Genomic DNA, 25805 nt, shown 5'->3' with positions numbered 1-25805 from the left:
CCCAGAAAAGAAAAAGGAACAAAGTGAGCATTCAGCAGCAGGCCCCATCCGCAACCCTCAAGGTGGGAGTTGTGGGCATCGGTTGGGCCGGCCAGCAGCACCTCAAGGCGTACAGCAACATTGACGGCGTCGAAATTGTCGCCGTCGCGGGCATGGAGCCGGAACTCCTTGCCCAGCTGAAGGACGAGTACAACATTCCGCACGCGTTGCCCCGCTGGGAAGACATGATCGAGCTCGAAGACCTCGACGCCGTCAGCATCGCCGTGCCCACCTTCCTGCACGCGCCCATCGCCATCGCTTCGCTTGAGCGTGGGCTGCATGTGCTGAGCGAGAAGCCGATCGCACGTAACGCCGTCGAAGGTCAGCAGATGGTGGACGCCGCCCGCAAGGCCGGGCGTGTGTTGGACGTAGCGTTCAATCACCGCCGCCGCGGCGACATCCAGGCGCTCAAGAAAGTGATCGACGACGGGACCCTCGGCCGTCCGTACTACGCCAAGGCGTCGTGGCTGCGCCGCCAGGGGATTCCGATGCTGGGCAGCTGGTTCACCAACCCTGCGCTCGCCGGCGGTGGTCCGCTCGCCGACATCGGCGTGCACGTCCTGGACTACGCGCTGCACCTGCTGGGCGAGCCGAAGGTCTTGGCAGTTTCGGCCTCGACCCATTCGGAGCTCGGCCCGCGCGGCCTCGGCGGCAACGCACGGTACACGGCGTCGAACTCCAGCCACAAGTTCGAAGTGGAAGACTTCGCCTCCGCGTTCATCCGCTTGGAAGGCGGCGGAACCTTGATCCTCGAAGCGGGCTGGGCCAGCTACCGTGACGAGCGGGACCTGATGGACTTCACCGTTTACGGGACCGACGGCGGAGCGGACCTGCGCTCAATCGGCGCCTCGGAGAACCCCGTCGCCGATGTGCACATCTTCACCGAGAAGGACGGCGAGAATGCCGACTTCGAGGTGGTGGCCGAACCTGGAAAGGCGCACCAGGCCGTCGTCGACGATTTTGTTGCTGCCGTGCGCGGCGGCGAGACCGTGTGGGGAAGCCACGACGGATCGCTTGCCCTCAGCCGCGCGCTGGTGCTCGATGCCTGCTACAAATCCGCCCTGGAACAACGCGAAGTGAGCCTCTGACATGACCGAGTCCAAGTTGAAAATTGTTGTCTGGAACGAAGGCGTCCACGAGGCGCGCAACGAGCCCGCCACCATCGGCGAGATGTACCCCGAAGGGATCCACGGTGCCATCGCCGCAGGGTTGCGCGGGTTCTACCCGGACTCCGAGATCGCTACAGCTACGTTGGCTGATCCGGAGCATGGGCTGTCCGAGGAGGTCCTTGCGCAGACTGACGTGTTGCTGTGGTGGGGACACATTGCCCATGAGGAAGTCGCCGATGAAGTTGTTGAGCGCGTGCAGCGGCATGTGCTCGGCGGCATGGGGTTGGTGGTTCTCCACTCCGGGCACTTCGCCAAGATCTTCACTCGATTGCTGGGGACCACGTGCTCGCTTAAGTGGCGCAATGAGGGTGAACGGGAGCTGGTGTGGACCGTGAAGCCGTCGCACCCGATTGCGGCCGGCATTGAAAGCCCCATCGTGATTCCGCAGCAGGAAATGTACGGGGAACTGTTCGACATCCCTGAGCCCGACGACCTGATCTTCATCAGCTCGTTCACCGGGGGAGAGGTGTTCCGCTCCGGCGTGACGTTCTCGCGCGGCAAGGGCCGGATCTTCTACTTCAGCCCCGGCGATCAGGAATACCCCGTGTACCACCAGCCGCAGATTCAGAAGGTTATCGCCAACGGCGTGGGCTGGGTGGCGCAGCCGGGTGTGTTCCGCGAGGCGCCCGAGGTTTCCAACCCTGCGCGTGGTTGGTTCGAGGCTTAGCAATGAGTGCTTCTCTTCCTTCTGGCGGGCCCTCGGCTACCGGACGTCCCCTGGGTGTGGCCGCTATCGGCTACGCGTTCATGGGGAAAGCCCACTCGAACGCGTGGCGGAATGTGGCCAGCTTCTTCGATGTCCCGGCCTTCGAACAGCGTGTGCTGGTTGGCCGGGACGCGGTTGAGGTCGCTTTCGCTGCTGGTAAATATGGATGGGCCGAGTCAGCCACTGACTGGCGCTCGGTGATTTCGCGGGACGACATCGACATCGTGGACATCTGCGCTCCGGGTTGGATGCACGCGGAGATCGCCATTGCAGCGCTGGAAGCCGGGAAGCATGTGCTCGTGGAGAAGCCGCTCGCGAACACTTTGGGTGAGGCGGAGTTGATGGCTTCTGCGGCTGCTTCTGCTCGGGAGCAGGGCGTGCAGTCGATGGTCGGGTTCAACTACCGGCGCGTCCCGGCGCTCGCCTTGGCCCGGGAGCTGATTGCCGAAGGTCGTCTCGGAACGGTCCGGCACGTCCGTGCCGCCTACCTGCAGGACTGGCTTTCCGACGTCGAAACCCCCATGAGCTGGCGGCTCCGGAAGGAGACCGCCCGCTCTGGGGCCCTGGGCGACATCGCCTCCCACGCCATTGACCAGGTCCAGCACCTCACCGGGCAGACCGTCACCGAAGTGACCGGGACGCTGCGGACTTTTGTAGCCGAACGGCCCGGTCCGTCGGGCCTTGAGAAAGTGACAGTGGACGACGCCGCGTGGGCCACTTTGGGGCTGACCGGCGGCGTGAGCGCCTCGGTGGAAGCGTCACGGGTGGCTACCGGGCAGAAGAACTCGTTGAAGATTGAGATCTACGGGTCTTTGGGTTCGCTGACGTTTGATCTGGAGAACTTGAACGAGCTCGGCTTTCTGGACGCTACGCTGCCTGTGCGGGAGCAGGGGTTCCGGCGGATCCTCGTGAATGAGCCGGAGCACCCGTACGCTGCGGCGTGGTGGCCGCAGGGGCACATCATTGGCTGGGAACACACGTTCACGCACCAGCTCCGGGACTTCCTGTGCGCCATCCGCTCCGGTGAGGCGCAGTCGCCGTCGTTCGATGACGGGCTGCAGGTCCAGCGGGTGCTGGCCGCCGTCGAAGAGTCGGCAAGGAACAGGAGCGTGGTGATGGGGGTTTCTGTTGCCGCCGGTACTACGCAGGACCAGCTCACCTTCGCGGCTTCAACATAATTGTGCAAAGCTGCTTTGCACTCTTGGCTGTGCCAATCCCGAGTCGTGCAAACGGCCCTTATGCAGAGGAGATTGCTTCACCGGAATCGTCAATTATATGCGTTAGCCAAACATGGCTTGAAATACCACGTTCCCCAAGACGCCGAGGGCCACAGCCGCCAAGGCAGATCCGATAACACCAAGGGCAGCGGACAGGCCAGATCGCTTCCCAGCCTTCACGATCTCGAATGCGGGAATGAGTCGCTGAGTTAGGGCCACGGCACCGAAAGTAGCGAATGCGTCGACTACGCCATAAAAGCTCAGCAAGCTGTATTTGCTGACGTCTGACAGTTGGTTGATGTAACCCTGGGTGCCAGTGGTCAGGGCGACGGCGAAGGAGAGGAAGTAAAGGGGGATTAGAAAGCCCGCCGAGCGGACAAACCTGAGACGTGGGACATTTCGAACCACCTCGGCTTCGAGTTCTGCAAAGGAGGCTAGTGACCACTGTGAGTCGTTGGAGGACACATATACGTTCAATCCGTCCTTGTCGGCGCGAAGATCGATTGAGCGGCGCCCCATGTGGGCGGCCGGTGCTGAAAATTCCATCCCCTGAATCTTCCGACCGTCGATGTACTGACTTAAGTCGTCTGCGCCCGCCGTCACTTGACGCCGCTCGTCGTTCGAGCTTGTGAGGGCGAGTCGAATCAGTCCGGCTTTGGAGGCTTCGGCTTCGGCGTCCTCAAGCTCCCGCTGTGCCTCTTCAAGCTCGGTCTTCAACGCCGCTAACCGTTTCTCTGCATATTCCGGCAATGTCTCCTTATCCTTTGTGGCTTCAGCTTCGCGCTTTCCGATCCATTCGATCGTTTGGCGGTGCCTGGCAGTTTTGGCCTTGACATGATCAGGAAGGTGCGCGGCGAACGGATCTTCAACCAATTTCAGTAGTCGCAGGAAGTCTTCTTTGGTGCCTGACCACATAGTCCACTGTTTAGTTTTGGTGACGATTTCAGAAAGAGGAGCCATATAATCCAGTTTATCTAGGGGCTGGACAGTATTCCTTTCCAGACACACGAGCCATGTAAGGCGTTTTGCGTATATCGATTCATGTGGTACTGAGTCCGAAAAGACTAAGTTAATGTGTCTCTTGCGGCCGCGCTGGGCGGTCCGAATCCGAAGGGGTGTCATACCTCATGCGGCGAGTTCCTTGCGCAGGCGGTTCCACTCCGCCGTCGTCAATAGTCCCTCAGCACGCGCCTGGGCTGCGGCATCCCGCAGTCGTGAGGCCGGGACACGCCCCATGCATTCGAGGAGTGCTTCGCTGAGTTGCTGGGCGCGGATCCCACGGTAGAGTGTGACCTTCGTTCCAGCTTGTGTCTGGAGGACTTTCATGTACGCGGGCATTGCTCGGCGGACACGGCGTCCGGTTCCTACTGTGATCTTCGTAGGATTCACGTCCCCGAGACCGAGGAGGGCAAGGACGGATTCTCCGTGGAGGTAGGCGTCGTCTCCTGCACGCAGGGTCGCTTCGGCGAATTGATCATCAGCGGTCGGCGGGATGTCGGTCATACGGTAAAGACCATATCCAACGTGGTCGAGGCCGCCGCGGGCGGTGAGCTTCGGCAATTCGACTACAGGTATGCCGGCCTCTGCCGCGTCCGTGGTCGTGACATAGCCATGGTTGTCGTAGGCGATCTCACGCAGTACGTTTCGGTAGGTTCTCCGCATGTCAAAAGTCTACCGTGGGCGGTATTGTTTTGTCCGCAAACCGGCGTGATTCGATCTGTCAGAACTATACCGAAAACGGTATTGTTCTGACTCTACGTATGCCCGCCAGCCCCCAACCCTGCCCCCACAGCCGCCACGAACGCATCCGTCTCCGCTGACCGACGGCTCTTCAGCCACAGCGCAGACGTCCGCCAAGCCAACGGATCCCCAACCAGTGGCCGCCAAGCGATCCCGGCAGGCAGTGGCGTCCACGGCTCCTCATTGAAGTGCACACCGCGACCGGCCAGGATCAGCCCGTGTGTGAAGTGCTGGTTCCGCGCATGAACAATCGCTGCCGGCAGGTAGCCAGCATCCCGGCACGTGTGAAGGAACGAGTCGTACAAGGTCGGGGCCATGTGCCGCGGGAAGATGATCAACGGACTGCCGGCCAGGTCACCCAACCGCACCGAAGAGAATGAAGCCAGCGGGTGCGAAGCATTCAACACCACCCCCAGCGCCCGCGAGAATACCGGCCCCGACTCGAAACCCACGCTGCTCAAAGGGTGACGGACCACCGCAACATCCAGTTCGCCGTCGCGCAGTCGCTCAACCTGCTCCACGGTGGTGAGTTCGTGCAGGTTCAGCAGGACATCGGGCGCGGATGAAGCAAAAGCAGAAACCATCGTAGAAAGCGCAACAGGATTCGTATCCGGCGGCACCGCCACCTGCAGCACGCCCGAAGCGCCCGGTCGGATCCGGCGCATCGACTCCTGCGCCATCGCCACGTGATCCAGCACCCCACGCGCATGCTCCAGGAGTAAAGCCCCAGCCTCGGACAACTCCACACCGGTCCGTCGCCGGTGAAACAGAAGCACCCCGAGCTCTTTCTCCAGGTCCTTGATCCGTTGGGACAGCGGCGGCTGCGCCATGTGCAAACGCTGCGCCGCCCGGCCGAAATGCAGCTCCTCGGAGAGCACCACGAAGTACTTGAGATGGTGGAGATCCATCCGCGCACCATATCAGTTTGGTATCACGGCGAGTAGATATTGATGTTAGACGGGTCACAATTGCCGATGGTCAGATGGGACAACGCCAACCGCTAAGCAAAAAGGAAATACCGTGTCCCAGGAAGTCCTCTTCGAACAAAACGGCCCCATCGCCACCATCAATCTCAACCGCCCGGACAAGCTCAACGCGTGGACCAAGGCCATGCGCGATGAACTCATAGCCCACCTCGAAAGCCTCAAGGGCAACGACGAGATCCGCACGGTGATCCTCACCGGAACGGGTCGCGCCTTTTGCGCCGGACAGGACCTCGCCGAAACCGCCGGAATGAACCCCGAAGACCACGCATCGGCCGAGGCCTGGATCGACGGCTTCGACCGCCTGTATCGCGCCGTCCGCAACCTCGACCAGATCACCATCGCCGCGGTCAACGGCGTCGCCGCCGGTTCCGGCTTCCAGTACGCGCTCCTCGCAGACCTCCGCGTCGGCGACTCCCAGGTCCGCATGGGCCAGCCCGAGGTCCTCTCCGGCATCCCCAGCATCACCGGCATCTGGGCCATGTGGAGCATCCTCGGCAAGTCCAAGACCTCCCAGTTCGTCCTCACCGGCGAACTGGTCGACGCGCATGAGGCTCAGCGTCTCGGCCTCCTTAACTACTTGGCGGACGACGGCGGCACGCTGGCTTACGCCCAGGAACTTGCCTCGCGTTTGAGCCTCCTTCCGCCTGGTGCAGTCCGTCTGACCAAGAACCGCCTGCGCAGCCTGGAAGACGACGACCTCACCGACGCCATGGCCGAAGCCAAGCGCGTCCACCGCGAGGCCTACGGCACAGGCGAACCCCAGCGCGAGATGGCCCGCTTCCTCGCTGGCCGCCGCTGAGCGCTGAGCGCCGGACAAGAACCAAAGGAGGCATCCACGCATGACAACCACCGCAACCCACGACCGCTACACCGAACGACGAAACTCCCACCGCTGGGAGGTGCCCGAGCTCTACAACATGGCCGCCGACGTCGCCGACCACCACCCAAGGGACAAGCGGGCACTCATCCTGGAGTCCGCCGTCGAAGGTCAACGCGAGGTGAGCTGGGGCGAAATCCAAGACCGCTCGCGGCAGATCGCGGCCACGCTCCAAAGTGCGGGCATCAAGAAGGGCGATCGCGTCGCCGTCCTGCTGCCGCAGCGCTCCGACACCCCGGCTGCATACCTTGGCGTGCTGCGGACTGGCGCGATCTTGGTGACGATGTCCCTGCTGTGGGCCGCGGAGCCGATCCGGTTCAGGCTGGAGGACAGCGGCGCGTCGGTGATCATCGCCGAGGAGTCCGCCCGGCACCTTTTTGAGGGTTTCGAGGGCACCTTCATCGACATCGACAGCCCGGAGATCGCAGCAGCACCAACCGAATTCCAGAACGTTGAAACCAAAGCCGACGACCCCGCCCTCATCTTCTACACCTCGGGCACCACCGGCCGCGCCAAGGGAATCGTCCACGCACAACGCACTCTCCTCGGCCACAACGAGTTTGAGTACTGCCACCAACTCGGCGACGGCGACGTGTTTTTCGGCGCGGGGGATTGGGCGTGGTCGCTCGCCAAACTGATGGGTCCGCTGCGGCTCGGCGCCACACACCTGGTTTTCCGGCCGGCGGGCGGCTTTGACCCCGCAGCCCTGTTGGACGCCGTGAGCCGCCACCGCGTCACCAGCGCGCTCGTCAACCCGACGTTCCTGCGCAAGATGCGCGAAGACGTGCCCGACGCCGGTACTCGCTTCCCGCTGTCCCTGCGGACGGTTTGTTCGTCCAATGAGCCGCTGACGCCGGACCTCATCACCTGGTTCGACGGGCAGTTCGGCGTGACGCTGCTGGACTACTACGGTTCGACGGAGTCGTACCCGTTGCTGGGGAACTACCCGGACGTGCCGGTAAAACCGGGTTCGATGGGCAAGCCCCTACCGGGATGGAACGTCCGACTCCTGGACGAGAACGAGCACGAAGTGCCCGCTGGCGAGACCGGCGAGATCTGCCTCCGCGCCCGCTCCAACCCGCAGTTTCCCTTGGGATACTGGAACCTGCCGGAGGCATCGACCGCCGCGTTCGGCGGGGATTGGTACCACACAAAGGACCAGGCCTACGCGGATGAGGACGGATACTTCTGGTTCCTGGGGAGGACCGACGACGTCATCAAGACCTCAGGCTACCGTGTGGGGCCGTATGAGCTGGAGGCCGTGATCCGCGAGCTTGATTCCGTGAAGGACGTATCGGTGACAGGCGTTCCCGACGAACTCCGCGGCCAGTCCATCAAAGCCTGGATCGAGCTTATGCCAGGTCACGCCGGGGGAGCGGAGCTGAGCAAACACATCGTGGCGCACGTGAAGGAGAACTTCTCCCGCTTCGCGTACCCGCGCTTCATCGAATACGTTTCCGCGTTGCCCAAGTCGGCCACCGGCAAGGTCCAGCGGGCCCAACTCCGCGCACTCCCACACACTCCCCGCGAAGGACAGTCATCATGAATACTGTGACCCAGAATTCCGCCTCCGAAACCGAGGCATCCCCGCGCCGGAACCTTAAGCGCGTTGCCGCGGCAGCCGCCGTCGGGAATTTCGTCGAATGGTTCGACTCAGCCGCCTACGCGGTCATGTCCGTCACGATCGCGAAGCTCTTCTTCCCGGATTATTCGACGACGGCGTCACTTCTGGCGGTGTGGGCGATCTTCGCCGGCGGCTTCATCGCCAGGCCGCTCGGGGCGGCTTTCTTTGGGCGCTACGGTGACCGGATTGGCCGGAACAAGATGCTCGGCCTGTGCGTGCTGATCATGAGTGCGGCGACGTTCTGCATCGGAATCCTGCCTACGTTCGCGGTGATTGGGGTGTGGGCGCCGATCCTGCTCTTCCTGTTCCGTGCAGTTCAGGGGTTCACGACGGGTGGCGAGTACACGGGCTCGTCGGCGTTCATCGTTGAGTATGCTCCTGCTGGGAAACGGGCGACGTATGCCAGCGTGATTCCGGCGACGGTTGGCCTTGCTTCGGTGGCAGGTGCTTTGCTTGGTGCGGCAATTACTGCGACCTTGAGTTCTGCCGACCTCCAGGCCTGGGGCTGGCGGATCCCGTTCCTCTTGGCCGCGCCGCTTGGCCTGATCGGTCTGTATATACGGTCCAAGGTGGATGACACCCCGGTGTTCCGTGGGTTGGAGAATGCCGGAGAAGTGGCCAAGCGTCCTCTCGGCGACGCCATCCGGCTCTGTGCGCGGCAGATCTTCACGCTTTTCGGATACAGCATCACCAATGCGATCGCTTACTACCTGATGAGCAGCTACATGATCGCCTACATGACCTCGAGTTTGGGGTACTCATCGGCTGAATCGATGATCACGAGCGTGGTGACGATGCTGGTGTACACGGCGGTTTGCCCGCTGGCTGCCCGCTTGAGTGACCGTTACGGACGGAAACGGATGCTGCTCGTGGCCTGTGTTGGATTCGTGGTGATGACGATTCCGTCATTCTCGATCATGCCTCTTGGGCTCGGGTTCGCAATCCTCGGAACAAGCATTCTGGGTGCTTTGGTGGCCGTGATTGGTACGTCGAATGTACCGGCGTTGGTGGAGATGTTCCCTTCGTCCGTGCGGGCTTCTGGATCTGCGATCGGGTACACCTTGGCCTACGTTTTATTCGGCGGGACAGCCCCGTTCGTTGCCACTGGTTTGGTGGCTGGATTCGGGTCTCCGTTGGCCCCTGCGTTCTACCTGATGGGGATGGCCCTGGTGTCCGCGGTGGTCGTGGTGCTGTTCTTCCGGGAGACGAAGGACTTGTCGCTGTCGCGGACTACGGTTTTGTAGGGTCGTCGAGGGGCTGCAGCCCTATTGCCGAGAGTTGGCGCTGTCGGCAACCAACTCCAAGGAAGGACCCGCAGCGTCCAATCTGAGGGCGGCACCGGCGAACTGGGGTGCTGTGAGACTAAGCCTGCTGTAGAACGCCGACCGAGTCAGACTGGGTCGAAAGCCTGGACGAGGTTGCGCCTGACTTCGCCAAGAACCTCGTCGGACCATAGAGGTTGGTAGATGTCTGTCTCGCCCAACCGAAGGAGAAGGTCGCAGAGATGATAGGGCAGCAGCACGCACGCGTCGAACAGCACTCTGAAGGCCATAGGAGCTTTAGCGGGTCTTGATGAAGGCGTTCAGCTTGGCGTAAGAATCATCTTCCGCCGCGTCCTTGGTCATTGTGTCCAAGACGGCCCGGCGTTCTTCGCGTAGGCGCTGCTGATAGGCCAGAACATCGGCAAGGTATACACGCCGGTGGCGGCCGGGTTGGGTGAAGGCGATCTGGCCCCCCTCAAGCAACCGCACCAGGGTGGGCCGGGACATGTTCAGCAAATCCGCTGCTTCCTGAGTTGTGAGCACAGTGTTGTGGGGTGCGATGGTGATCGCTTGGCCAGCCGCCATCGCCGCAACAACATCCCGCAAAGCCTCGTAGACTTCAACCGGCAGTTCAAGAGAGGAACCATCTCCGGTCACCAAGGTCGCGTGGTCATTGCGGTTGAGGGCTTCTATTACTACGGGCAGGAGGGCCTCGTCGGTTGGTGGAAGGACGGTGTGGTCCGCAAGGAGTGCAGTCATAACTTCAGGGTAATCGAAAAAATCGAACACGCAATCAAATTGAGGTGCATGCGCGACTGGTTCGCCATGTCGGAGGTTTCCTGGACCTAAGGATGTCGACGAGGCTCTAGGATGATGCGACCACCACTGCTTGAGGGGGACCATGACACTGGGGTTTGTCTTCATGGCAAGTGGCATACTGTGGCTGCCGTTTAGGAAACGGATCGCCCGGCGGCAATTTGCAATCGCATCGCAGATGCTTGGCCGGAAAGCTGAAGTTGTTTTCTCTCGGTCGCGGGTGGACGCGGGCTCGGAGTCGGGTGAGGGGCCGACTCGGGGATTTGAGATGTTAGGGGTGTTCTTTTGCTCCGTGCTCATAATCTCGGGCCTTTGCATCGTGGTGCTGACGATTATCTTCCGTCCGCCTTGGGCGGGACAGTAGATGGGCCTAACTGGGCTGACCTTCATGACGGCCGTCCCATGACCGTAGCCGTCGTCGGAAGCGGCACTCGGCCGGCAAGTCACTTTGTACTCCCTAGTTCCGTCGCCGGCACAGCTGGCCGGTAGAAGTAGCCGTACTTCTTGAGAATCGCGTACGATCCTGGGGAAGCGATCAGACCGTAAAGAGGCCCGGCCCAAAGAGCAACTTCTGATCCTCGAATCAGGTACGTTCCGAGCGGGAAAAACGTAAGGAGGGCTCCTGCTGTGCCCTTCCTAGGGTCCACCTCGTACAAAACAGCCTTATCAAACTGCCCGTAGAGCAGTCCCTGAATCACGATGAAAACAACCAAGGCAGCGAAGATAGCCAGCGACCCTGGCCACGGCAAATCGGTCATCGTCAGCAGGGCCAGGGCAACGCCATAGGCAGCGGATAGACCAAGCCAGTAACTCCGCTCGGATTTCAGGCGCGGCACATCTGTTCCGTCCTCTAACGCGAAGGCGAGGTCTTGAAGGACTTCGCCTCACGCCTCCTGGCAAGGACCCATAAGGCTACAGAACACGCTGGCTCAAGCGTCGCCGAGTCCCAGGATGAATTCCTCGATCTTTTCGAAGACCATTGCCTGCGCTTCCTGGGAGGCTCGCCAGTCGTTTCCGACCTGCAAAGAATGGTCCGCTCCGGCTACCTCGAGGAATGTCCCATTCGGCTCGCCCCTATGGCCGCCGTCCCAAAGTTCATCCTTGGAACCCCCAATGAAGAGGTCGTTTTTCGCGGAACGAATGATCGTGTTCCGAACTCGCTCGTCTGTCAGCAATGGTGTGAGCCAGACGCCGGGCGTTCGGGTTTCTTCGGCCCATGGAATCGCCAGCGTGCTCAGCGACTTGGCCACAATGAGACGCTGACTTGCGACGGGTGAATCGGCGAAGGCCTGTTCGGCGGCCTGCGCTACCAAGAGATGCGGATCATGATGCGGCTTGTCCTCCGGCGTCCACCTAACGGCCTGCACGTGCCAACCAAGCGCAGCGAGCATCTCACCAACCCAGAACAGGACCGGACCCTCGACGGGATACCCAGATCCGGGAAGTAAGACGGCGACTTTGGTCCCGGCTTTGTCAGCGCTCGCGTCTGCCCACGTGAAAGTCTGCATAGGCACATGCTAGTGACACAAGTTGGCTTCTACGTCATTTAGCCTAATCGATGGATAAAACAGCATCCTTACCGTATCGTCCCTTTGATGGGGAATACACAATCATCGATATCAGCCCTCGCAACTGCCGCCGTCGTACTTCTCTCACTAGTGAGCTGCGGCGTCCCGCCAACCGCGGCACCCCCGCAGCAAAGCCCCACCCCAACGGCCGCCTGCCCGAGTGCAGGCACGGAACCGCAGCCAAACAACTGCGTCGCCTACGACGGCAACGCCGCCATGGCCGAGAACGAGATGTACAGGCAGCGTCGGAAGCTCAGCCCGGAGATACAGGCGCAGTTAAACACACACCTGGACCCAGCCAAAAACGCCCTGAACGCATTGGACAAACCGGCCACCCCGGCCGACGTCGAAGCGGCTTTCGCGTCGCTCAACCTCAAGGAAGTTCAAACCGACGACGGCGGCAACGGTGTCCGTTTCGGGGTCGCGGTGCCCAGCGGAGGCTGCCTGTACGGTGTGGTCCCGGGAGAAGGTGAAGTCACCATCCAGGCCGGTGGCAGCATTATGGACGGCGGCTGTTTGGAGATGTTCGGCCACTGAAACGCACCACCTAAAGGGGCATGTCAAAACCCCTAGTTTCACGTTTTCACCACCTAATTTTCCCAAAATCGCCACCTAATTTCAGAAATCCCATTCATGAGAGCACTTTCGTCCCTTTAGATGCACGGTGGGTGCGGCAACCGCCGTCAGCCCACCTGAAGGAGGAGCCCGGCCGACCGTGACATGGTACAGATACGTACACCAAGTGGTTTTCGTGGCATCGTTCATGCCTCTGATGCTGAAGCTGGTGCCTACATGGCAAGGCATTGTGATTCCGTTCCTCGCGATCATTCCTTATGCCGCCAACGAGATCTGGCTGACGCGCAAGAAGGCGAAGGCCAGGACAACCAACTCCTCTGACACCCCACGCTGAAGAACGGTAGCCTCCTCAACTTCGAAGGCTACTTACTCTCCGGATTCTGAGTTCACGACCCCGTCCACCAGCCTCGTGCCTGGTGGGCGGGGTCCTTCGCGTTGGGAGGCCGCGACCGAGCAGCGGAACATCCAAAACCCACCACCTAGACGACCCTGTCAAAACCCCTAGTTTCCCGTTTTCACCACCTAATTTCGCCAAAATCACCACCTAATTTCGATTTTCCCAATCGTGGAGGCCCTCCGCGCCCATAGTGTCCTTCCCATGAACGAGCCCGTCCGAAGGGCCCGCTCAGGGGACAACAGGACAACTATTGGGGGTTGGCACTTTGACGCTGAGTCAGCAACAAACCATCGCGGCGGCGGTGGATCAGTGGGTGACGGGAATTCCAGGCCGCATACCGGGTCACGTGGTCTTCGCGGAGAACGCCGCGCATGCCGGTTACGCCAAGGACCTGGCCGTGGAGGGCTCTGTGGTCCTGGTGGTGGATGGTGACGCTGGCGATCCGGACATCGCCACGGTCAAGGGCGGTTTTGATGAGCCGGGTGGCGAGTTGCTGGTGGGCGGCACGCTGAACCTTGAAATCCAGGATTACGTTGCCCTCCCGTTCGTCAACCTGGTGGGGGCGACCATAGTTCGGATCACGGGTCTGGAAGATCAGCAGGCGTTCTTCGACGATGCGGACGAGGCGCGGAGGTCCGGGCACTTCATCGGCCAGCTCACGGACGTCAACGCAGTGCTGAGCGAACGCGGGTTGCTGGGCGGGCAGGGCAGCCTCGACCGGAGGTTGTCGCGAATCCACATCACAGCGGACGGCACCATTCTCAACGGACCCTATGGAACAGTGATCGGCTGGGCCGGCGATCCCTTGCATGATCTCCGAATCAAAGCCGTCCCGCTGAAACCCGAATCGGCAGTGGCCTCCATCAGCGATGCCGCGAAGATGAGGACGCAGCTCAGCGATCGCCCGTGGATTCCGCGCTACCTTGCCGCACTGGACGCGTGGAAGTTCATCCTGCGGGACCACCACGCGGATACGCGACTGGTCGGCTTCGGCCTGAGCCTGTACGGGGCCACGGAAAGCCACAACCATCCGCTGCCCGGAGCACCGTTCATCCTTGAACGGCACGGTGAGTACAGGCTCCTGGACACCAGGACCGGCCGGCTCTTCAAGATTGGCGCAGACGCGGCCACCCTGATCGAGGCGATCTCCAACCTTCGGGATGTCGAGGCCGCAGCCACGGTTACCGCCACCACGCTGGGCGTCTCGCCAGCAGCCGCTGAGGGCTCGGCACGGTCCGTCGTGGCCCAGTTCGACCAGCTGGGCATCGACCTTCTTGGAGAACTGCTGTGAGTCTTCCGCTCTGGGTCCCGCTGGTTACCCAGCACGACTTTGACCAGGAGAGCTTCACGGCAACAGCGGCCGACGGCGTTCATGTCACCTTCGCGGACGGGCAGCGTCGGCTGTGCGCGAAGAGCGGTCTGTGGAATGCCAACCTTGGCTTTGGCAACCCGGTCATCGCCGCGGCCGTGGCCGAGGAACTCACGAGAGCCTCCTACCTGCCGCTCTTCCGGACGGCACACGAACGCGCCATTGAAGCGGCGGACGCGCTGCTGAGACTGCCCAGGAACACGTTCAGCAAGGTCCTCTTCTCCACATCCGGAAGTGCGGCCAACGACGCCGTCATGAAGCTCGCCCGGCAGTTCTGCGTCCTGAATGGCCAGCCGGAAAGAAGACTCGTTGTCGGGCTCAGGGGCAGCTATCACGGCCTGACGTACGGCAGCCAGGCCCTCAGCGGCGATGACCTTGGGCAAGCGGTGTATGGCGTGGATGGTCGCAACATCCGGCACATAAGCTTCGACACCAACCAGGAGTTGGACAACCTGATGCATCGCGAGGGTCATCGGATTGCGGCAGTGGTAGTAGAGCCTGTGCTTGGCTCCGGCGCGGAGGAGGTCCCGGCAGACTTCCTCGAAGCCCTCCACCAGTACCGGGAAAGCCACGGATTCCTCCTGGTGGCAGACGAAGTAGCAACGGGGTTCGGCCGAGTGAGTTCGTGGTTCGTATCCGACGAATGGGCGGAATCACCGGACATCATCGTCACTTCCAAAGGCCTGACCAACGGCACCGCAGCCTGTGCGGCGCTCCTAATCTCCCAACGCATCATGGACGTCTTCGATGCCACCGAATCCGTCTTCGTCCACGGAGAAACGCAAGCCGGCACCCCGTCCACCTGCGCCGCGGTCCTGGCCACCATCTGTGAGATGGAGCGCCTGGATTTTCAAAGGCTGAACAAGGAGGTTGCCGAGGGGCTGGACCGGCTCCTTGCCGAACTCAAGGACGTCCGAGGTATCGGCGGAACGACAGGACGCGGCTGCATGCGGGGCGTGAAGCTCCACACGGGCAACGGTTCGCCCCTTTCGGCCAACGGCACCCTGGCCGTGGTGAGGCGCATCCACCAGGCCGGTGCAATCGTGCAACCCGGCCCGGGAAGGATCCAACTCCTGCCCGCGCTCACGTTCACGGAAGAGAACTTCCGGGAACTGCATCTGGCCATAGTCCACGGCCTAACGGAAGCCCGCGCCGACGGAGTTTTCGCATGATCGCCGACCGTACCTGGAAGACCCGGTGCGTCATCCTGGGTGCCGGAATGACGCCCAAGTACGTGGGCTCACTGACCCGCGGCCGTGTGGGAATCGTGGCCGATGCCTCCCTCACCGAACATCGGAACCGGCTCAGAGAGGGCGATCTCCGCGGAGCTCCAGCCCTCGACCTGAAGGCAACGCCAGTGAGTATCCAAACACTGAGGGATGTCATCGAATTCATCCAGGTCCACCGCCTGGACACGATCGTCGGGCTTGGCGGCGGTTCGATTCTCGACGCCGTCAAACTCGCCGCGATGTTCTCCGCGGACCCCAGCCTGGCGATCTTTGTGGAACGCCACGCCAAGCGTTCGGGTTTGCTGGTGCTGCCTCCCATCCCGTTCTCCAACAAGCGCCTGAAGACGGTCCTCCTCCCGTCCACTGTGGGGACCGGCGCGGAAGTCAGCGCAGTAGCGTGCCTGGATACCGCCGTCGGACGCCGCTTGCTGGCCTCGCCGCACTTGGCGGGCGACGTCGCAGTGCTCGACGCCGGACACCTCGACACCTTGCCGCGGACGCTGGTTCTGGAGGGGCTCCTTGAAGCTTTCCTGCGCGTGGCCGGGACGATGATCGGCAGCACCGCCAGCATGTTCGACGACGATGGTCACCACCTGCTGCGCCGGATCCAGCAGGTGGGGGAGCAACTGCAATCAGGGGACACCCCTGATCTGCGGCTGGCGGCGGCAAGGCTCAGCATGGAAACCCACACCGGTTGGTCGCTGATGGGCCGCAATCCGTATGGCGCCAGGCATTGGTACGTCGCCAACGAACTGGCATACCTGACGGGTACGCGGAAGATGACCGCAACCGCCGCGCTGATCCCGCCTGTGTGGGCCGAGATCGCAAAGGGCAACGCGGCTTGGGGTAGCGAACAGCGGCTGAACCGGATCTGGGCCGAGGTCACCAAGGGCGCAACGCACCTGAACCCGAACCCGGCAAAGGGCATTACGGAACTCATCCAGCAATGGGATGTTCCGCGGGTGGTGCCCGCCAGCAGGGAAACCATCCGGGATACCGCTGCTGCCGCCATCCGCAATTGGGGCGGCGTCCTGCCGATGCTGCGTGGACTCGACGCCTTCCAGGTCCAGCATGTCCTCCGCGCAGCGACCATCCATGACTTGCCCGACGGATCACCCGCGATCAGCAAGAGGGAGGAGGTGAGCACATGATCAGCACACCCAAAGCCCTGGACCTCAACGTCCAGGAACTGGAAAGCATCGACCTGCCGGACGACTGGACCGAGCGGATCCACGGAATCACCGTAGGCCTGGCACTGGTGGGCATCGCCGTCACCATCACGTGACCGTGATCGTGACCGTCAACCGCAGGAGAGGAGGTGAAAGCACATGCAGAAACAGCTCAATCTGGCCATCCAGGAAGTCGAGTCCTTGGACACTCCGGACTTCAACAACTGGTTTGTCGGCGTCTCACAGGGAGTTGCCATCGGCCTCATCGCCGTGAGCATCACCTAGACCCGCTAACACCAGCAAACACAACACGCGAAAGGAGGCAGCAATGAAGCTCCAACTCAGCATCGAAGAACTTGAAAACCTGGACACCCCGGATGACACCCCTTGGTACATCCGCGTCGGTGACGTGATCATCATTGCCGGCATTGTCGTCGGCATCGCGGCCACCTAGCCGCTACCCAAGCCAGCACACGCGGGTGGTTTCCTTCCTCAGCTGCCCGCGTGTGCTCCTCCCGAAGCAACTCCCAAGGACACATGCCGATGAACCCAGCACCTGACCAGACTGCCGATGCCATCCTGCGCGTCCTCGGACACCTGGATCCGCCCGAAGACCTCTACAGCGTTTCGGGGTCCCGCCTCTATGACCAGATCACCGCCAAAGACCTCACCGAACTACCCGAAATCCAGGCAGCAGCCCGCAAGACGACGGGCCCCATCCTGGAACTGGCAGCCGGGTCCGGGCGGATAACGCGTGCGCTGCTGGCGCTGGGGCGTCCCGTAACCGCCGTCGATTCTTCCGTGGAGATGCTGGAGCTGCTCGCCGCGAAGGTTGGTACGGCTCCGTTCAACCCGAGGGGCGCGGACGTGGAACTCCTGCAAGCGGACATGTCCCGTGTGGAGCTTGACGGCGGTTTCGGTTGCGTCGTTCTCGGAGCCAGTTCAGTGACGCTCCTGGACCGTGACGATCGCCGCCGGCTCTTTCGCCGGGTCCGGGAGGCCCTGGCCCCGGACGGCCGGTTCCTGCTCACCGTCCTGAACGCGGACAGCCATCAGGGCGGAACAACGTACGACGGCGGCACAACAGTTTCGGCGTTGGGGGAAGACTCCTTCCTCATTACGGCGGAGAGCCGGGATCCCGTCAACGGAGCGCGGCACGTGACCATGATCCACGTCAGCTTCAACGAGGGCGGGACCTATCACTCGTCGGCGTATGCCAGTGAGATCGCTTTCGTCAGCAATGCCCTCATACACGAGGAACTCACCGGCGAGGGACTGACCATCCTGGAACGCCGGCCCGTCCGGATTGCCACTCCGAGTCCTGGCTTGAATGACATCGAACTATGGGTGTGTGGGAAATGAGCATGGCAACGGAACTGGCCCTCGATCCTGTCCTGACCCTGGATCCCGCGTATGGTTTGGTGTCCGAGGCCACCGTCTACCCGCCAAACGAGTCCGGGCTTTGGCGGACTGTCGCGCTACTCGCCAATGGTGGGTCGGCCATATCGGGGTTCGCCTCCGCCGTCGGCGCCTTTGACGTGCGGCGGCGCGGATCGTTGATCCGGGGCGCCGGCGAAGCAGTGGAACGGTTCGCGCTGGCACCGGTACTGGCGGACGCCGACCACCTGGTGGCGAGTCCTGGTGCGGAGCCGATTGACTTTGTCTCCGCCGGCCTCGGCCGGGCATCCGCGCTGGCCTGCGATTTTCCTTGGTATGGTGCCACTGAGCTGCTGACCGGAGCGGAGTCGCAGGTGCCTGCGCCCTTGGTGGACTATCGACCAGGGCGGGTGTCAGCAGCCCGGTGGGAGCGCTATTTCGACCCTTCCCCGAATGGTGCGGCCTCGGGACCGTCGGAGGCCTTCGCCCAGGCTTCGGCCCTCGTGGAAATACTGGAACGCGACGCCTTCCTGTCGGCCTGGCGCTCGCAGGCACCCCTGCACAAGGTGGACCTCGCGGAATTGCCTCAATCAGCCCGTGACCGGAGCTTGGCTGTCCTGCTTGAGGCGGCGAGAACGGCGGGCGTCCACCTCACGCTGGCCTTCGTTGGTAACGACAGCCCGGTCCACACGGCTGTTTGCGTCATCATCGGCGCCACGTCGTCGGCTTCGTTCGGTGCCGTGGGCCTGAAGGCGTCCGCCGATCCACTGTCCGCCATGCTCGGTGCGCTGCAGGAAGGGCTGCAAATCCGGGAGCTGTTCCTGTCCCGCAAGCCATCGCCCTTTGGTGCTGGCGATTCGGTGACCAACGACTCTTCCCGTGCCGACTTCTGGAGCACTCCACAAGCCGTATCCACCCTGCAGGCATGGCTCCAGTCCTTCCCCACGGAACCGGTCCCAGCCGTGAAACCAGTGCCGGGTGTCGATGTCCTGGTGAGGCATCTGGCCAGCCGAGGTATCGGCTCGCACTGGGTGGACCTCACCCACAGGCTTCCGGCACCCATCGCGGAACTCGGCTGGGTCACTGGGAAAGTGGTCTGCCCAGGTGCCGTGCAATTGACCATGGACGAGACCAAGAACCTGTCCCTGTTCGGCCCCGTTGCCGAGCGACTGACATTGACGCCGCATCCGCTGATATGAGGCCGGCCAAGAAGCTCTCCACCTATGCGCCGGTGTGGCCCGTCCAGCTGGCACCGGCGGCATCGATCGACCCTCCGGTGCAGGACGGCGCTCCGTGGATTGTGGCGTTGAACGGCGTACCCAGAGCCAGGGTCTCGGGTGATGTGGCCGCAGTCCTGCGAACTGTGGACGGCGTGAAGGGACCCGAACACATAGCGGCACAACTGGGGGAGCCATGGACGGCCCGGGATGTCACTGGCGTGGTGGAGCAACTGGCGAGCACACGAATTTTCGACGGCGGCACTCGCCGTGCGAAGGTCCGCTGGGTTCAATTCCGGGCTCCACTGACAGTCCAGTTCACGCTATTTAACCCAACCGTGTTCCTGTATTCCCTTCGTCCGCTGGTAGCAGCTTTGGCACGACGCGAAGTGCTGGTCCTGGCGGCGTTGCTGGCACTCGGTGGGATGGTTGGCCTGAGCACTGCGGGGCATGAAATCCTGCGGGTCCTGTCGACGCCTCTTCCCTTGGAGGCCTACCTGGGGGTGGCCGCAGCGATGTTCGCCTCGACGCTGCTGCACGAACTGGGCCACGGTATGGCCCTGGCGTACTTTGGCGGTCAGCCGAGGCGCATCGGCATCATGTTGTTTTACCTCTCGCCCGCGTTCTTCTGCGACGTGACCGATGGCTGGCGCCTTCCTTCGCGTAGGCAAAGGGTACTCGTGGCGCTGGCTGGTCCCATGGTCCACCTCGGGCTGGGCAGCGCTGCCCTGTCATTGCAGGGATTCATGACCGCTTCCACTGCCAAAGACGGTGTCCTTCTCTATGGAGTGCTCTGCTACTGCGTGGCTGTCCTGAACCTGTTTCCGTTCATCAAGCTGGACGGCTACGTGGCACTGATGTCTGCCTTGGATGTTCCTTATCTTCGGAGGAAGTCGATGGACGCGATGGGGGACCTGGTCAGGGTCCACGTGTTCGGGGCACCACGCTCCCTGCCCAAGCGGGGTGTGCTTCCATGGTTTGGCTTGGCGAGCTTCGTGGCTGGCTTGGCGTTCATGGCCGTCGGTTTCCAGCGACTGGTTCCGGTGTTCCTGCAGTTCGGCTTCGCTGGACACCTGGTGGTGGCAGCCGTTCTGCTCTTGCTCCTGGCCTTGGTATCCGCAAGCATCGTGCGCTTCTTCCTTGCGGCAGCACGCAACGGGAGTCCCCTCTGGCGGCGGGTGCTTGTGGGTACGGCAGGAATGGGGGTGCTGGCCGTGATCCTGGCCGCAGTCCCGGTGACGTCCAGCCAGGTTGCAGGCTACACCTTGGTGAACGGGCGCCTGAACATCGTCACTCCTGTCGGTTCAACGCTGGCCGCGCTGGCGGACGGCGACCGTGTCTCCCTGCAGTCGCAGGGCTTGGTGATCCACCGCGAACTGGGCATGGCCACCATAGGTTCGCTGCCGCCGTCGTTATCCAAAGCGCCGCTTGAGGCCTTGGTGCCGGTGACCTTTGGTGGCCTGGCCGTCCCCGCCCTTTCCTACGACGCTGACATCCGGGCATCCGAGTACCTGCCATCGTCCGGACGTGCCGAGATCACCAGCCACGTTCAGCTCAGCCTGGGGGAGTGGTTGTGGAAGGCGATTTCCACATCACCACTCTGGCCGGGTGACTAGGCGGGCCCAGCACATGACCAGAAACAGATCAACGCAAAGGAACTCATCGTGAATCAAAAATCGCTCGTGTGGCTGTTGCTGGCCCTGATCCTGGCCTTCTACTCCCTCTACGTTTTTCTCTCGAACGGAAGCGAGACCGCGTGGCCGATTGTTACCGGCACCATCTGCGCAGTCGGCGCGGGAGTGTCGTTCTGGCGCTCAATGGTGGAGGTCAGAGCGGACCGCGAAGAAGAAGATTGATCGCGGTCCGCACGTCCGTGACCTACTTGTGCTTGGGGCCCTTGCCGTGGCCGCGCTGGTCCATGGACACCACCATGGCCGAGCCGCCACCGCGCCTAACCGGTTCGGCGGCCGCCGTCAGCTTCCCGTCTTCGCCGAACTCGATCGCGGTAGCTGCACCAATCTCGGCAGCCGAGGTGAACGCATCTCCGGCCGGAACGAGCTTGTGTCCAAGAGCCGTGAGTTGCGGACCATAAGCGGTGATGAAGTCCGGCTCCGCGGTGACATTCGCCGTGTTCCGCTGGGCCGCGCGCGGTGCCGCAAGGGCCTCCGAGATGTTCATGCCCAAGTCCACACGGTTCAGGATGGTCTGCAGAACCGTGGTGATGATGGTGGAGCCACCAGGTGAGCCGAGTGCCAGGAAGGGCTTGCCGTCCTCGAGGATGATGGTGGGGGACATCGACGAGCGCGGACGCTTGCCCGGTTCGATCCTGTTTGGATCCGTGGCGCTGTACACGGTGCTGAAGTCGGTGAGCTCGTTGTTCAGCAGGAATCCGCGGCCGGGTACAACGATTCCGGAGCCGCCAGTCTGCTCGATCGTCAACGTGTACTCAACAACATTGCCCCACTTGTCCGCGACCGTCAGGTTGGTTGTTGAGATGTTTTCGGTGTCCTTCTCGTCGGCGAGGGGTGCCGCGGAAGTCGGGCACGCGCCGTCGTACGTTGTGACGTCCCCAGGGGCGAGTGGCTTGGTGGCCGCCGCCGTCGGGTTGATGTTGCACGCGCGTTCCTTGCCGAACACGGGGTCGAGGAGCGCCTTGGTGGGGACGTCGACGAAGGCCGGATCTCCGACGTAGGCGCCGCGGTCAGCGAAAGCGAGGGCGCTCGCCTCGAAGTAGTGATGCAGCGCGTCCGTTGTCCCCATGCCGGCGAGGTCGGACGGCTCCAGGATGTTTAACGCCTCGCCCACCGTGGTTCCGCCGCTGCTGGAAGGAGCCATGCCGTAGACGTCATAACCGCGGTAGTTCATGTGGGTGGGGGCCTGGTCGATTGCCTTGTAGTTCGCCAGGTCCTGGGTGGTCATGGAACCCACGGGGACCGGCAGGTCGGTGGCACCGGATTTCGGCGGCGCCTGCACCGTGGCTGCGATCTCCTTCGCGAGTTGGCCGCCGTAGAACGCGGAGGTACCCTCCTTGGCGAGCAGCCTGTAGGTTGCCGCGAGTTCGGGGTTCTTGAAGACACTTCCGACGGCGGGCGCGTCGCCACCGGGCAGGAACAGCTTCTGGGTCGACGTGAACGTGTTGAAGCGGAGCTGGTTGTCGAGCGTTTGCTGGCGGAACGTCTTGTCCACTACGAAGCCACGGTTGGCCACCTGAATGGCGGGCTTCAGGGCATCGCCCAGATCCATGGTTCCCCACCGTTCCAGCGCCCGTTCCCACGTAGCGGGCGTGCCGGGAACACCAACGGAGACGCCGCTGGTCACGAGCTCCGGAGTGAAGTTGTACGGCTTCTGCGTCGCAGGGTCGATGAAGGCATCCTTGGTGATGCCTGCCGGAGCGGTCTCGCGACCGTCAATAGTGCCCACCCTGCCCGTCTTGGCGTCGTAGTAGACGAAGTACCCGCCACCACCGATGCCGGCACTGTAGGGCTCGGTGACACCGAGGGTGGCGGCAGCCGCGACCGCTGCATCGGCCGCGTTGCCGCCCTTCCTCAGTACTTCGATGGCTGCCGCCGATGCCTCCGGATCAACCGTGCTGACGGCACCCCCGTAGCCTGTGGCCGTGGCGTTCTTCTCGGTTTGGCGCGGGTCAGCGAAGGCCGGACTGGTTACCGCTCCGCTTGTCACGCTCAGGGCCAAGGCTGCGGTGACCGCAGCAATTCGACGTCTCACCTGTGTCATGGTGTCTCCCAGCTATGTCCCAGACGGTGTTGAGGGTTGGCGGTCCGGCCACCCTACTCCCGGGTCCGGAGGGGAACAACCGTTGAGTTTTGGCGGGCTTCGTCGTATTTAGGCTGCTCCCCGGATCAGTCCCAGAAGTCACCGAGCCGCGGTGCGAGCTGCCGCCCTTGCTCGTAACCTGCCCGTGCCGCGGCCGGGCGCAGGGATAGAACCATGGCGTTGGCACCGAACATGTGCTCGGCGTCGGGTCCCGGAAAGATCGTCTCCACCTTGCTGCCAGCTGCCCGCAAGACATCCACCTGCGTGGCGAGATCCATTCCCCATTCGGCTGGAGTGCGCGTCCTCCCGCCAAACGGTGACAGCACCAGGACCGCGCTGTATCCGGACGCGAGGTCCGCGTTCTCGGCGTTTGCGCGGTAGCCGCCGTCGATGTAGTCATCCGAGCCGATGCCGTACGCGAAGCCGCTGGCACAACTCGCGGCCACGGCGTCTACCAACTCCACCCTGCTGTCCCGGTGGAACGCCACCGGTTCGCCCGTCCGGGCATTGACGGCAGTGATGAGGATCGGCGTATCCGGCCAGTCGGGGCTGGGCAGCCGGCTGGCTACGGTAGAGCGCCACCTCTCCTGTGTGGAAGCGTCCAGTGCCGCTCGCAGTTCAAGGGCCGAAGCGCCGAGCCTGCGTCTCATGTCGGCCATGTCTTCGGATCCGGCCATGATGCGGGCCGTGCGTTCCATGTGGCCGGATGCGCTGCGGACCCGCGCCTTGTTGGGTTCGGCCTGGTTGGTGCGGGGACGGTAATCGGCATTGACGACGGCGGCAAAGAGTTCGGCGGGATTCCCGCCGGTGATCTGGGCTGCTGCCGTGGAACCCGCCGAGGTGCCGATGACCAGATCGGCCTTGGTGACGTCCAGGCCGGCTTCGACCAGTCCTGCAACGACGCCGATCAGCCATGCGTTGCCTGTTGAGCCGCCGCCACCGAGGACCAGGGCGCGGGTGTTTCCTTGAGGATGTGTTGTGTTCATTGGAGTCGCCTTTCGCGATGTGCGTGTTTGGCGCTCCGATAGCGGCTACTTCAGCCGCGAAACCGTGGACTCCTGGGGAGCGCCCATTGCGGATACTGCGTACATGGGTCTCACCTCCTGAGGTTTGGTCACGATCTCCGGGAATGCTAGCACGGTTCGCGATCGCAGCCTTGGTTTTTGGCTTATCGAACGAAACTATGCCGTAGGGGAAGTGTTCTGTATATACAAAATACTTCCCTTGGAGGTAGTTTTATGTATATGACTCTCCCGCATCTCACCACTGCAGAGGTCGCAGGACGCCTCGGAGTGAGCCAACGTCAGGTCCGGAACATGGTCCACCACGGTCAGCTCGATAGCTACAGAGCCGGCCCGCTGCTACTCATCACCAGCGACTCCCTGAACAGAGCCCTTCACAGGCCACGCAGGGCGGGCCGGGCTTGGAGCGCTCGAGTGGTCTGGGCCGCGTTGTCCTTGCTCAGCGGGGGCGACGCTCCCTGGCTGGAGTCGCCGGAGCGCTATCGCTTGAAAGTCTCTCTGAAAGACCGCTCTGTGGACGACATCATGTCTGCCGCTCGGAGGCGGGCATCCGTCAGGATCTTCCGCGCCACGGGGGAGGTCGTGGAGCAAATCCGCGTGCACGTGGCGCCAACTGGCGGAAGTGCCATGCGGGATGACGGAATGTCGGAACTGTTCGGTCTCGCCCCGGGTGCCGGCGTCGTTGATGGGTACGTTCCTTTGGGCGTGGCGGACGAAATGGCGAACGCATTTCACCTGAAAGAGTCGGCCGGAGGGAATATCACTCTGAGGGAGGTCGAATTCGAAGGCGCTTTCCGCCACGGTGTTCCTGAGGCGGCAATCGCCCTTGATCTTGCTGAAGCCGTATCGGCGCGGGAACAAGCCGCTGGACGTGCTGTGTTGCAACGACTCGTCGACGAGCTGGCTGCTCATGGTTGAGCGACACGATGAAGACGGCCGCGAGATCCGAGAAGTAGCCACGCCTCTCGGCGGGTGGGGGCGCCCGAGGCCGCAGTGCCTCGAACTCGCGCGAAATATTGGGGCCGGCCATTGGACTCTGGTCGGTGGCCTGATGGTGCAATGACATGTTCGCCCTTCCGGCAGGTACTCAGGCGCTGCAGCGCACCTTCTACTGCAGGCTTCACGATGAAGAAGGCGACACTCTGATCAGTGTTCCGAATGTTTTAGGCGCACTGGTACTCAAGGGCGCCGCCTTTCGCCAGGACAGCCGTGACACCCGCCGTCACCTCGACGACGCTGTCATTCTCGCCGCCTGTATCCGGGAGCCAGTGGCCTTGTGCAATCTCATGAAAGGCAGCGACCGTTCCCGGATCATCGGACTCTACGAACGCTTGAAGGACCACACTCATCCCTCATGGATGCTTTTGGAAGACGATGACAGGGATCGCGCGGGCATGAACCTTAGGATTCTGGCAGAGAACCCACAGGGCGTGCCCGGCTTCCGAAGGATCGGCCGAACCTAACCACGCAGGATGGCTTCAGAGATAACTCTTGACGCTGGCGCGCAGTGGGCTCCCGTTATCGGTAGGGCGTAGGCCCGCGACTTCGCCGCAGATCTGCGGGATCGCTGGAGGTGCCGTGTGTGTCAGGCTGTTGTGTGACAGGTTGCTGTCGCATCAGTTTGATGCATCGGCGGGGAAAGGTCCGTCATGGATTTTGTTATCCCTGCCC

Annotated in this window: 29 protein-coding genes and 1 pseudogene; 22 read left to right on the top strand and 8 right to left on the bottom strand. The window is 62.5% G+C overall.

Going from position 1 to position 25805, the window contains the following annotated elements; genetic code table 11:
* Nucleotides 1–23: 23 nt before the first annotated feature.
* Genes ACIPV6_RS21785 through ACIPV6_RS21775 form a run of 3 tightly spaced genes read left to right on the top strand, consistent with a single transcriptional unit; the run spans nucleotide 24 to nucleotide 3092 of the window.
* Nucleotides 24–1127: a Gfo/Idh/MocA family protein gene (locus tag ACIPV6_RS21785; RefSeq protein ID WP_400272896.1), complete on the top strand. Its 1104-nt coding sequence runs from the start codon at nucleotides 24–26 to the stop codon at nucleotides 1125–1127.
* A gap of 1 nt (nucleotide 1128) precedes the next feature.
* Nucleotides 1129–1875: a ThuA domain-containing protein gene (locus ACIPV6_RS21780; protein ID WP_400272895.1), complete on the top strand. Its 747-nt coding sequence runs from the start codon at nucleotides 1129–1131 to the stop codon at nucleotides 1873–1875.
* A gap of 2 nt (nucleotides 1876–1877) precedes the next feature.
* Nucleotides 1878–3092, top strand: coding sequence for a Gfo/Idh/MocA family protein (locus ACIPV6_RS21775; protein WP_400272894.1), 1215 nt, complete (start codon nucleotides 1878–1880; stop codon nucleotides 3090–3092).
* A gap of 102 nt (nucleotides 3093–3194) precedes the next feature.
* Here the strand turns inward: ACIPV6_RS21775 and ACIPV6_RS21770 are convergent, their stop codons facing one another.
* From ACIPV6_RS21770 to ACIPV6_RS21760, 3 genes are all read right to left on the bottom strand, one after another.
* Entirely contained in the window at nucleotides 3195–4091 is an 897-nt protein-coding gene (locus tag ACIPV6_RS21770; protein ID WP_400272893.1) for a hypothetical protein, read from the bottom strand.
* Nucleotides 4092–4256: 165 nt separating this feature from the next.
* Nucleotides 4257–4793, bottom strand: a complete 537-nt coding sequence (locus tag ACIPV6_RS21765; RefSeq protein WP_400272892.1) for a type IV toxin-antitoxin system AbiEi family antitoxin domain-containing protein — start codon at nucleotides 4791–4793, stop codon at nucleotides 4257–4259.
* Nucleotides 4794–4885: 92 nt separating this feature from the next.
* Nucleotides 4886–5779: a LysR substrate-binding domain-containing protein gene (locus tag ACIPV6_RS21760; RefSeq protein ID WP_400272891.1), complete on the bottom strand. Its 894-nt coding sequence runs from the start codon at nucleotides 5777–5779 to the stop codon at nucleotides 4886–4888.
* A 112-nt stretch (nucleotides 5780–5891) separates the two neighbouring features.
* On the opposite strand from ACIPV6_RS21760, the gene ACIPV6_RS21755 reads away from it, so the two are divergent.
* Genes ACIPV6_RS21755 through ACIPV6_RS21745 form a run of 3 tightly spaced genes read left to right on the top strand, consistent with a single transcriptional unit; the run spans nucleotide 5892 to nucleotide 9602 of the window.
* Nucleotides 5892–6656: an enoyl-CoA hydratase/isomerase family protein gene (locus tag ACIPV6_RS21755; protein WP_400272890.1), complete on the top strand. Its 765-nt coding sequence runs from the start codon at nucleotides 5892–5894 to the stop codon at nucleotides 6654–6656.
* A gap of 40 nt (nucleotides 6657–6696) precedes the next feature.
* A complete protein-coding gene (locus tag ACIPV6_RS21750; RefSeq protein ID WP_400272889.1) occupies nucleotides 6697–8280 on the top strand; it encodes an acyl-CoA synthetase in 1584 nt (527 codons plus the stop codon).
* On the top strand, nucleotides 8277–9602 hold the full coding sequence (locus ACIPV6_RS21745; RefSeq protein WP_400272888.1) for an MFS transporter: 1326 nt from the start codon (nucleotides 8277–8279) through the stop codon (nucleotides 9600–9602). The genes ACIPV6_RS21750 and ACIPV6_RS21745 overlap by 4 nt, the downstream gene beginning before the upstream one ends.
* 315 nt (nucleotides 9603–9917) lie before the next feature.
* Here the strand turns inward: ACIPV6_RS21745 and ACIPV6_RS21740 are convergent, their stop codons facing one another.
* The 3 genes from ACIPV6_RS21740 to ACIPV6_RS21730 form a co-directional block, all read right to left on the bottom strand.
* A complete protein-coding gene (locus ACIPV6_RS21740) occupies nucleotides 9918–10379 on the bottom strand; it encodes a helix-turn-helix domain-containing protein (protein WP_400272887.1) in 462 nt (153 codons plus the stop codon).
* A 500-nt stretch (nucleotides 10380–10879) separates the two neighbouring features.
* Complete coding sequence (locus ACIPV6_RS21735) at nucleotides 10880–11272, bottom strand: hypothetical protein (protein ID WP_400272886.1); 393 nt, start codon at nucleotides 11270–11272, stop codon at nucleotides 10880–10882.
* Nucleotides 11273–11365: 93 nt separating this feature from the next.
* On the bottom strand, nucleotides 11366–11944 hold the full coding sequence (locus tag ACIPV6_RS21730; protein ID WP_400272885.1) for a hypothetical protein: 579 nt from the start codon (nucleotides 11942–11944) through the stop codon (nucleotides 11366–11368).
* Between the two features lie 87 nt (nucleotides 11945–12031).
* On the opposite strand from ACIPV6_RS21730, the gene ACIPV6_RS21725 reads away from it, so the two are divergent.
* From ACIPV6_RS21725 to ACIPV6_RS21670, 12 genes are all read left to right on the top strand, one after another.
* Nucleotides 12032–12541, top strand: a complete 510-nt coding sequence (locus tag ACIPV6_RS21725; protein WP_400272884.1) for a hypothetical protein — start codon at nucleotides 12032–12034, stop codon at nucleotides 12539–12541.
* A gap of 178 nt (nucleotides 12542–12719) precedes the next feature.
* A complete protein-coding gene (locus ACIPV6_RS21720; protein ID WP_400272883.1) occupies nucleotides 12720–12914 on the top strand; it encodes a hypothetical protein in 195 nt (64 codons plus the stop codon).
* A 364-nt stretch (nucleotides 12915–13278) separates the two neighbouring features.
* Nucleotides 13279–14268 carry a daptide biosynthesis RiPP recognition protein gene (gene mpaB / locus ACIPV6_RS21715; protein ID WP_400272912.1) on the top strand — a complete coding sequence of 330 codons (990 nt, stop codon included), beginning with the start codon at nucleotides 13279–13281 and terminating at the stop codon, nucleotides 14266–14268.
* Nucleotides 14265–15518 carry a daptide-type RiPP biosynthesis aminotransferase gene (gene mpaD / locus ACIPV6_RS21710; protein ID WP_400272882.1) on the top strand — a complete coding sequence of 418 codons (1254 nt, stop codon included), beginning with the start codon at nucleotides 14265–14267 and terminating at the stop codon, nucleotides 15516–15518. The genes mpaB and mpaD overlap by 4 nt, the downstream gene beginning before the upstream one ends.
* Nucleotides 15515–16726: a daptide-type RiPP biosynthesis dehydogenase gene (gene mpaC / locus ACIPV6_RS21705; protein WP_400272881.1), complete on the top strand. Its 1212-nt coding sequence runs from the start codon at nucleotides 15515–15517 to the stop codon at nucleotides 16724–16726. Before mpaD ends, mpaC begins: the two co-directional genes overlap by 4 nt.
* The gene (locus ACIPV6_RS21700) at nucleotides 16723–16860 is read left to right on the top strand and encodes a hypothetical protein (RefSeq protein ID WP_400272880.1); all 138 of its coding nucleotides are present in this window, start codon (nucleotides 16723–16725) and stop codon (nucleotides 16858–16860) included. The genes mpaC and ACIPV6_RS21700 overlap by 4 nt, the downstream gene beginning before the upstream one ends.
* A 43-nt stretch (nucleotides 16861–16903) precedes the next feature.
* Nucleotides 16904–17029, top strand: coding sequence for a daptide-type RiPP (locus tag ACIPV6_RS21695; RefSeq protein WP_400272879.1), 126 nt, complete (start codon nucleotides 16904–16906; stop codon nucleotides 17027–17029).
* A 43-nt stretch (nucleotides 17030–17072) separates the two neighbouring features.
* Nucleotides 17073–17198 carry a daptide-type RiPP gene (locus ACIPV6_RS21690; RefSeq protein WP_397323448.1) on the top strand — a complete coding sequence of 42 codons (126 nt, stop codon included), beginning with the start codon at nucleotides 17073–17075 and terminating at the stop codon, nucleotides 17196–17198.
* 89 nt (nucleotides 17199–17287) lie between these two features.
* Nucleotides 17288–18106: a daptide-type RiPP biosynthesis methyltransferase gene (gene mpaM / locus ACIPV6_RS21685; protein ID WP_400272878.1), complete on the top strand. Its 819-nt coding sequence runs from the start codon at nucleotides 17288–17290 to the stop codon at nucleotides 18104–18106.
* A 2-nt stretch (nucleotides 18107–18108) separates the two neighbouring features.
* On the top strand, nucleotides 18109–19320 hold the full coding sequence (locus ACIPV6_RS21680; protein WP_400272877.1) for a YcaO-like family protein: 1212 nt from the start codon (nucleotides 18109–18111) through the stop codon (nucleotides 19318–19320).
* Nucleotides 19317–20954, top strand: coding sequence for a daptide biosynthesis intramembrane metalloprotease (gene mpaP / locus ACIPV6_RS21675; protein WP_400272876.1), 1638 nt, complete (start codon nucleotides 19317–19319; stop codon nucleotides 20952–20954). The genes ACIPV6_RS21680 and mpaP overlap by 4 nt, the downstream gene beginning before the upstream one ends.
* 48 nt (nucleotides 20955–21002) lie before the next feature.
* Nucleotides 21003–21194: a hypothetical protein gene (locus ACIPV6_RS21670; protein WP_397323444.1), complete on the top strand. Its 192-nt coding sequence runs from the start codon at nucleotides 21003–21005 to the stop codon at nucleotides 21192–21194.
* 22 nt (nucleotides 21195–21216) lie between these two features.
* Here the strand turns inward: ACIPV6_RS21670 and ggt are convergent, their stop codons facing one another.
* A complete protein-coding gene (gene ggt, locus ACIPV6_RS21665) occupies nucleotides 21217–23073 on the bottom strand; it encodes a gamma-glutamyltransferase (protein ID WP_400272875.1) in 1857 nt (618 codons plus the stop codon).
* Between the two features lie 125 nt (nucleotides 23074–23198).
* Complete coding sequence (locus ACIPV6_RS21660; protein WP_400272874.1) at nucleotides 23199–24098, bottom strand: patatin-like phospholipase family protein; 900 nt, start codon at nucleotides 24096–24098, stop codon at nucleotides 23199–23201.
* On the opposite strand from ACIPV6_RS21660, the gene ACIPV6_RS21655 reads away from it, so the two are divergent.
* From ACIPV6_RS21655 to ACIPV6_RS21640, 4 genes and pseudogenes are all read left to right on the top strand, one after another.
* Nucleotides 24091–24219, top strand: a complete 129-nt coding sequence (locus ACIPV6_RS21655; protein WP_400272873.1) for a hypothetical protein — start codon at nucleotides 24091–24093, stop codon at nucleotides 24217–24219. The genes ACIPV6_RS21660 and ACIPV6_RS21655 overlap by 8 nt on opposite strands.
* Nucleotides 24220–24350: 131 nt before the next feature.
* Nucleotides 24351–24500, top strand: a pseudogene (locus ACIPV6_RS21650) (helix-turn-helix domain-containing protein); the annotation flags it as partial.
* Between the two features lie 147 nt (nucleotides 24501–24647).
* Nucleotides 24648–25052: a hypothetical protein gene (locus ACIPV6_RS21645; protein ID WP_400272914.1), complete on the top strand. Its 405-nt coding sequence runs from the start codon at nucleotides 24648–24650 to the stop codon at nucleotides 25050–25052.
* Nucleotides 25053–25198: 146 nt separating this feature from the next.
* Entirely contained in the window at nucleotides 25199–25597 is a 399-nt protein-coding gene (locus ACIPV6_RS21640) for a hypothetical protein (RefSeq protein ID WP_400272872.1), read from the top strand.
* Nucleotides 25598–25805 lie beyond the last annotated feature (208 nt).

This window comes from Paenarthrobacter sp. NPDC089988 (assembly GCF_044748465.1).
GTDB lineage: Bacteria > Actinomycetota > Actinomycetes > Actinomycetales > Micrococcaceae > Arthrobacter.
The sequence above is the reverse complement of the archived record's forward strand: the minus strand, read 5'-3'. Positions and strand labels throughout refer to the sequence as shown.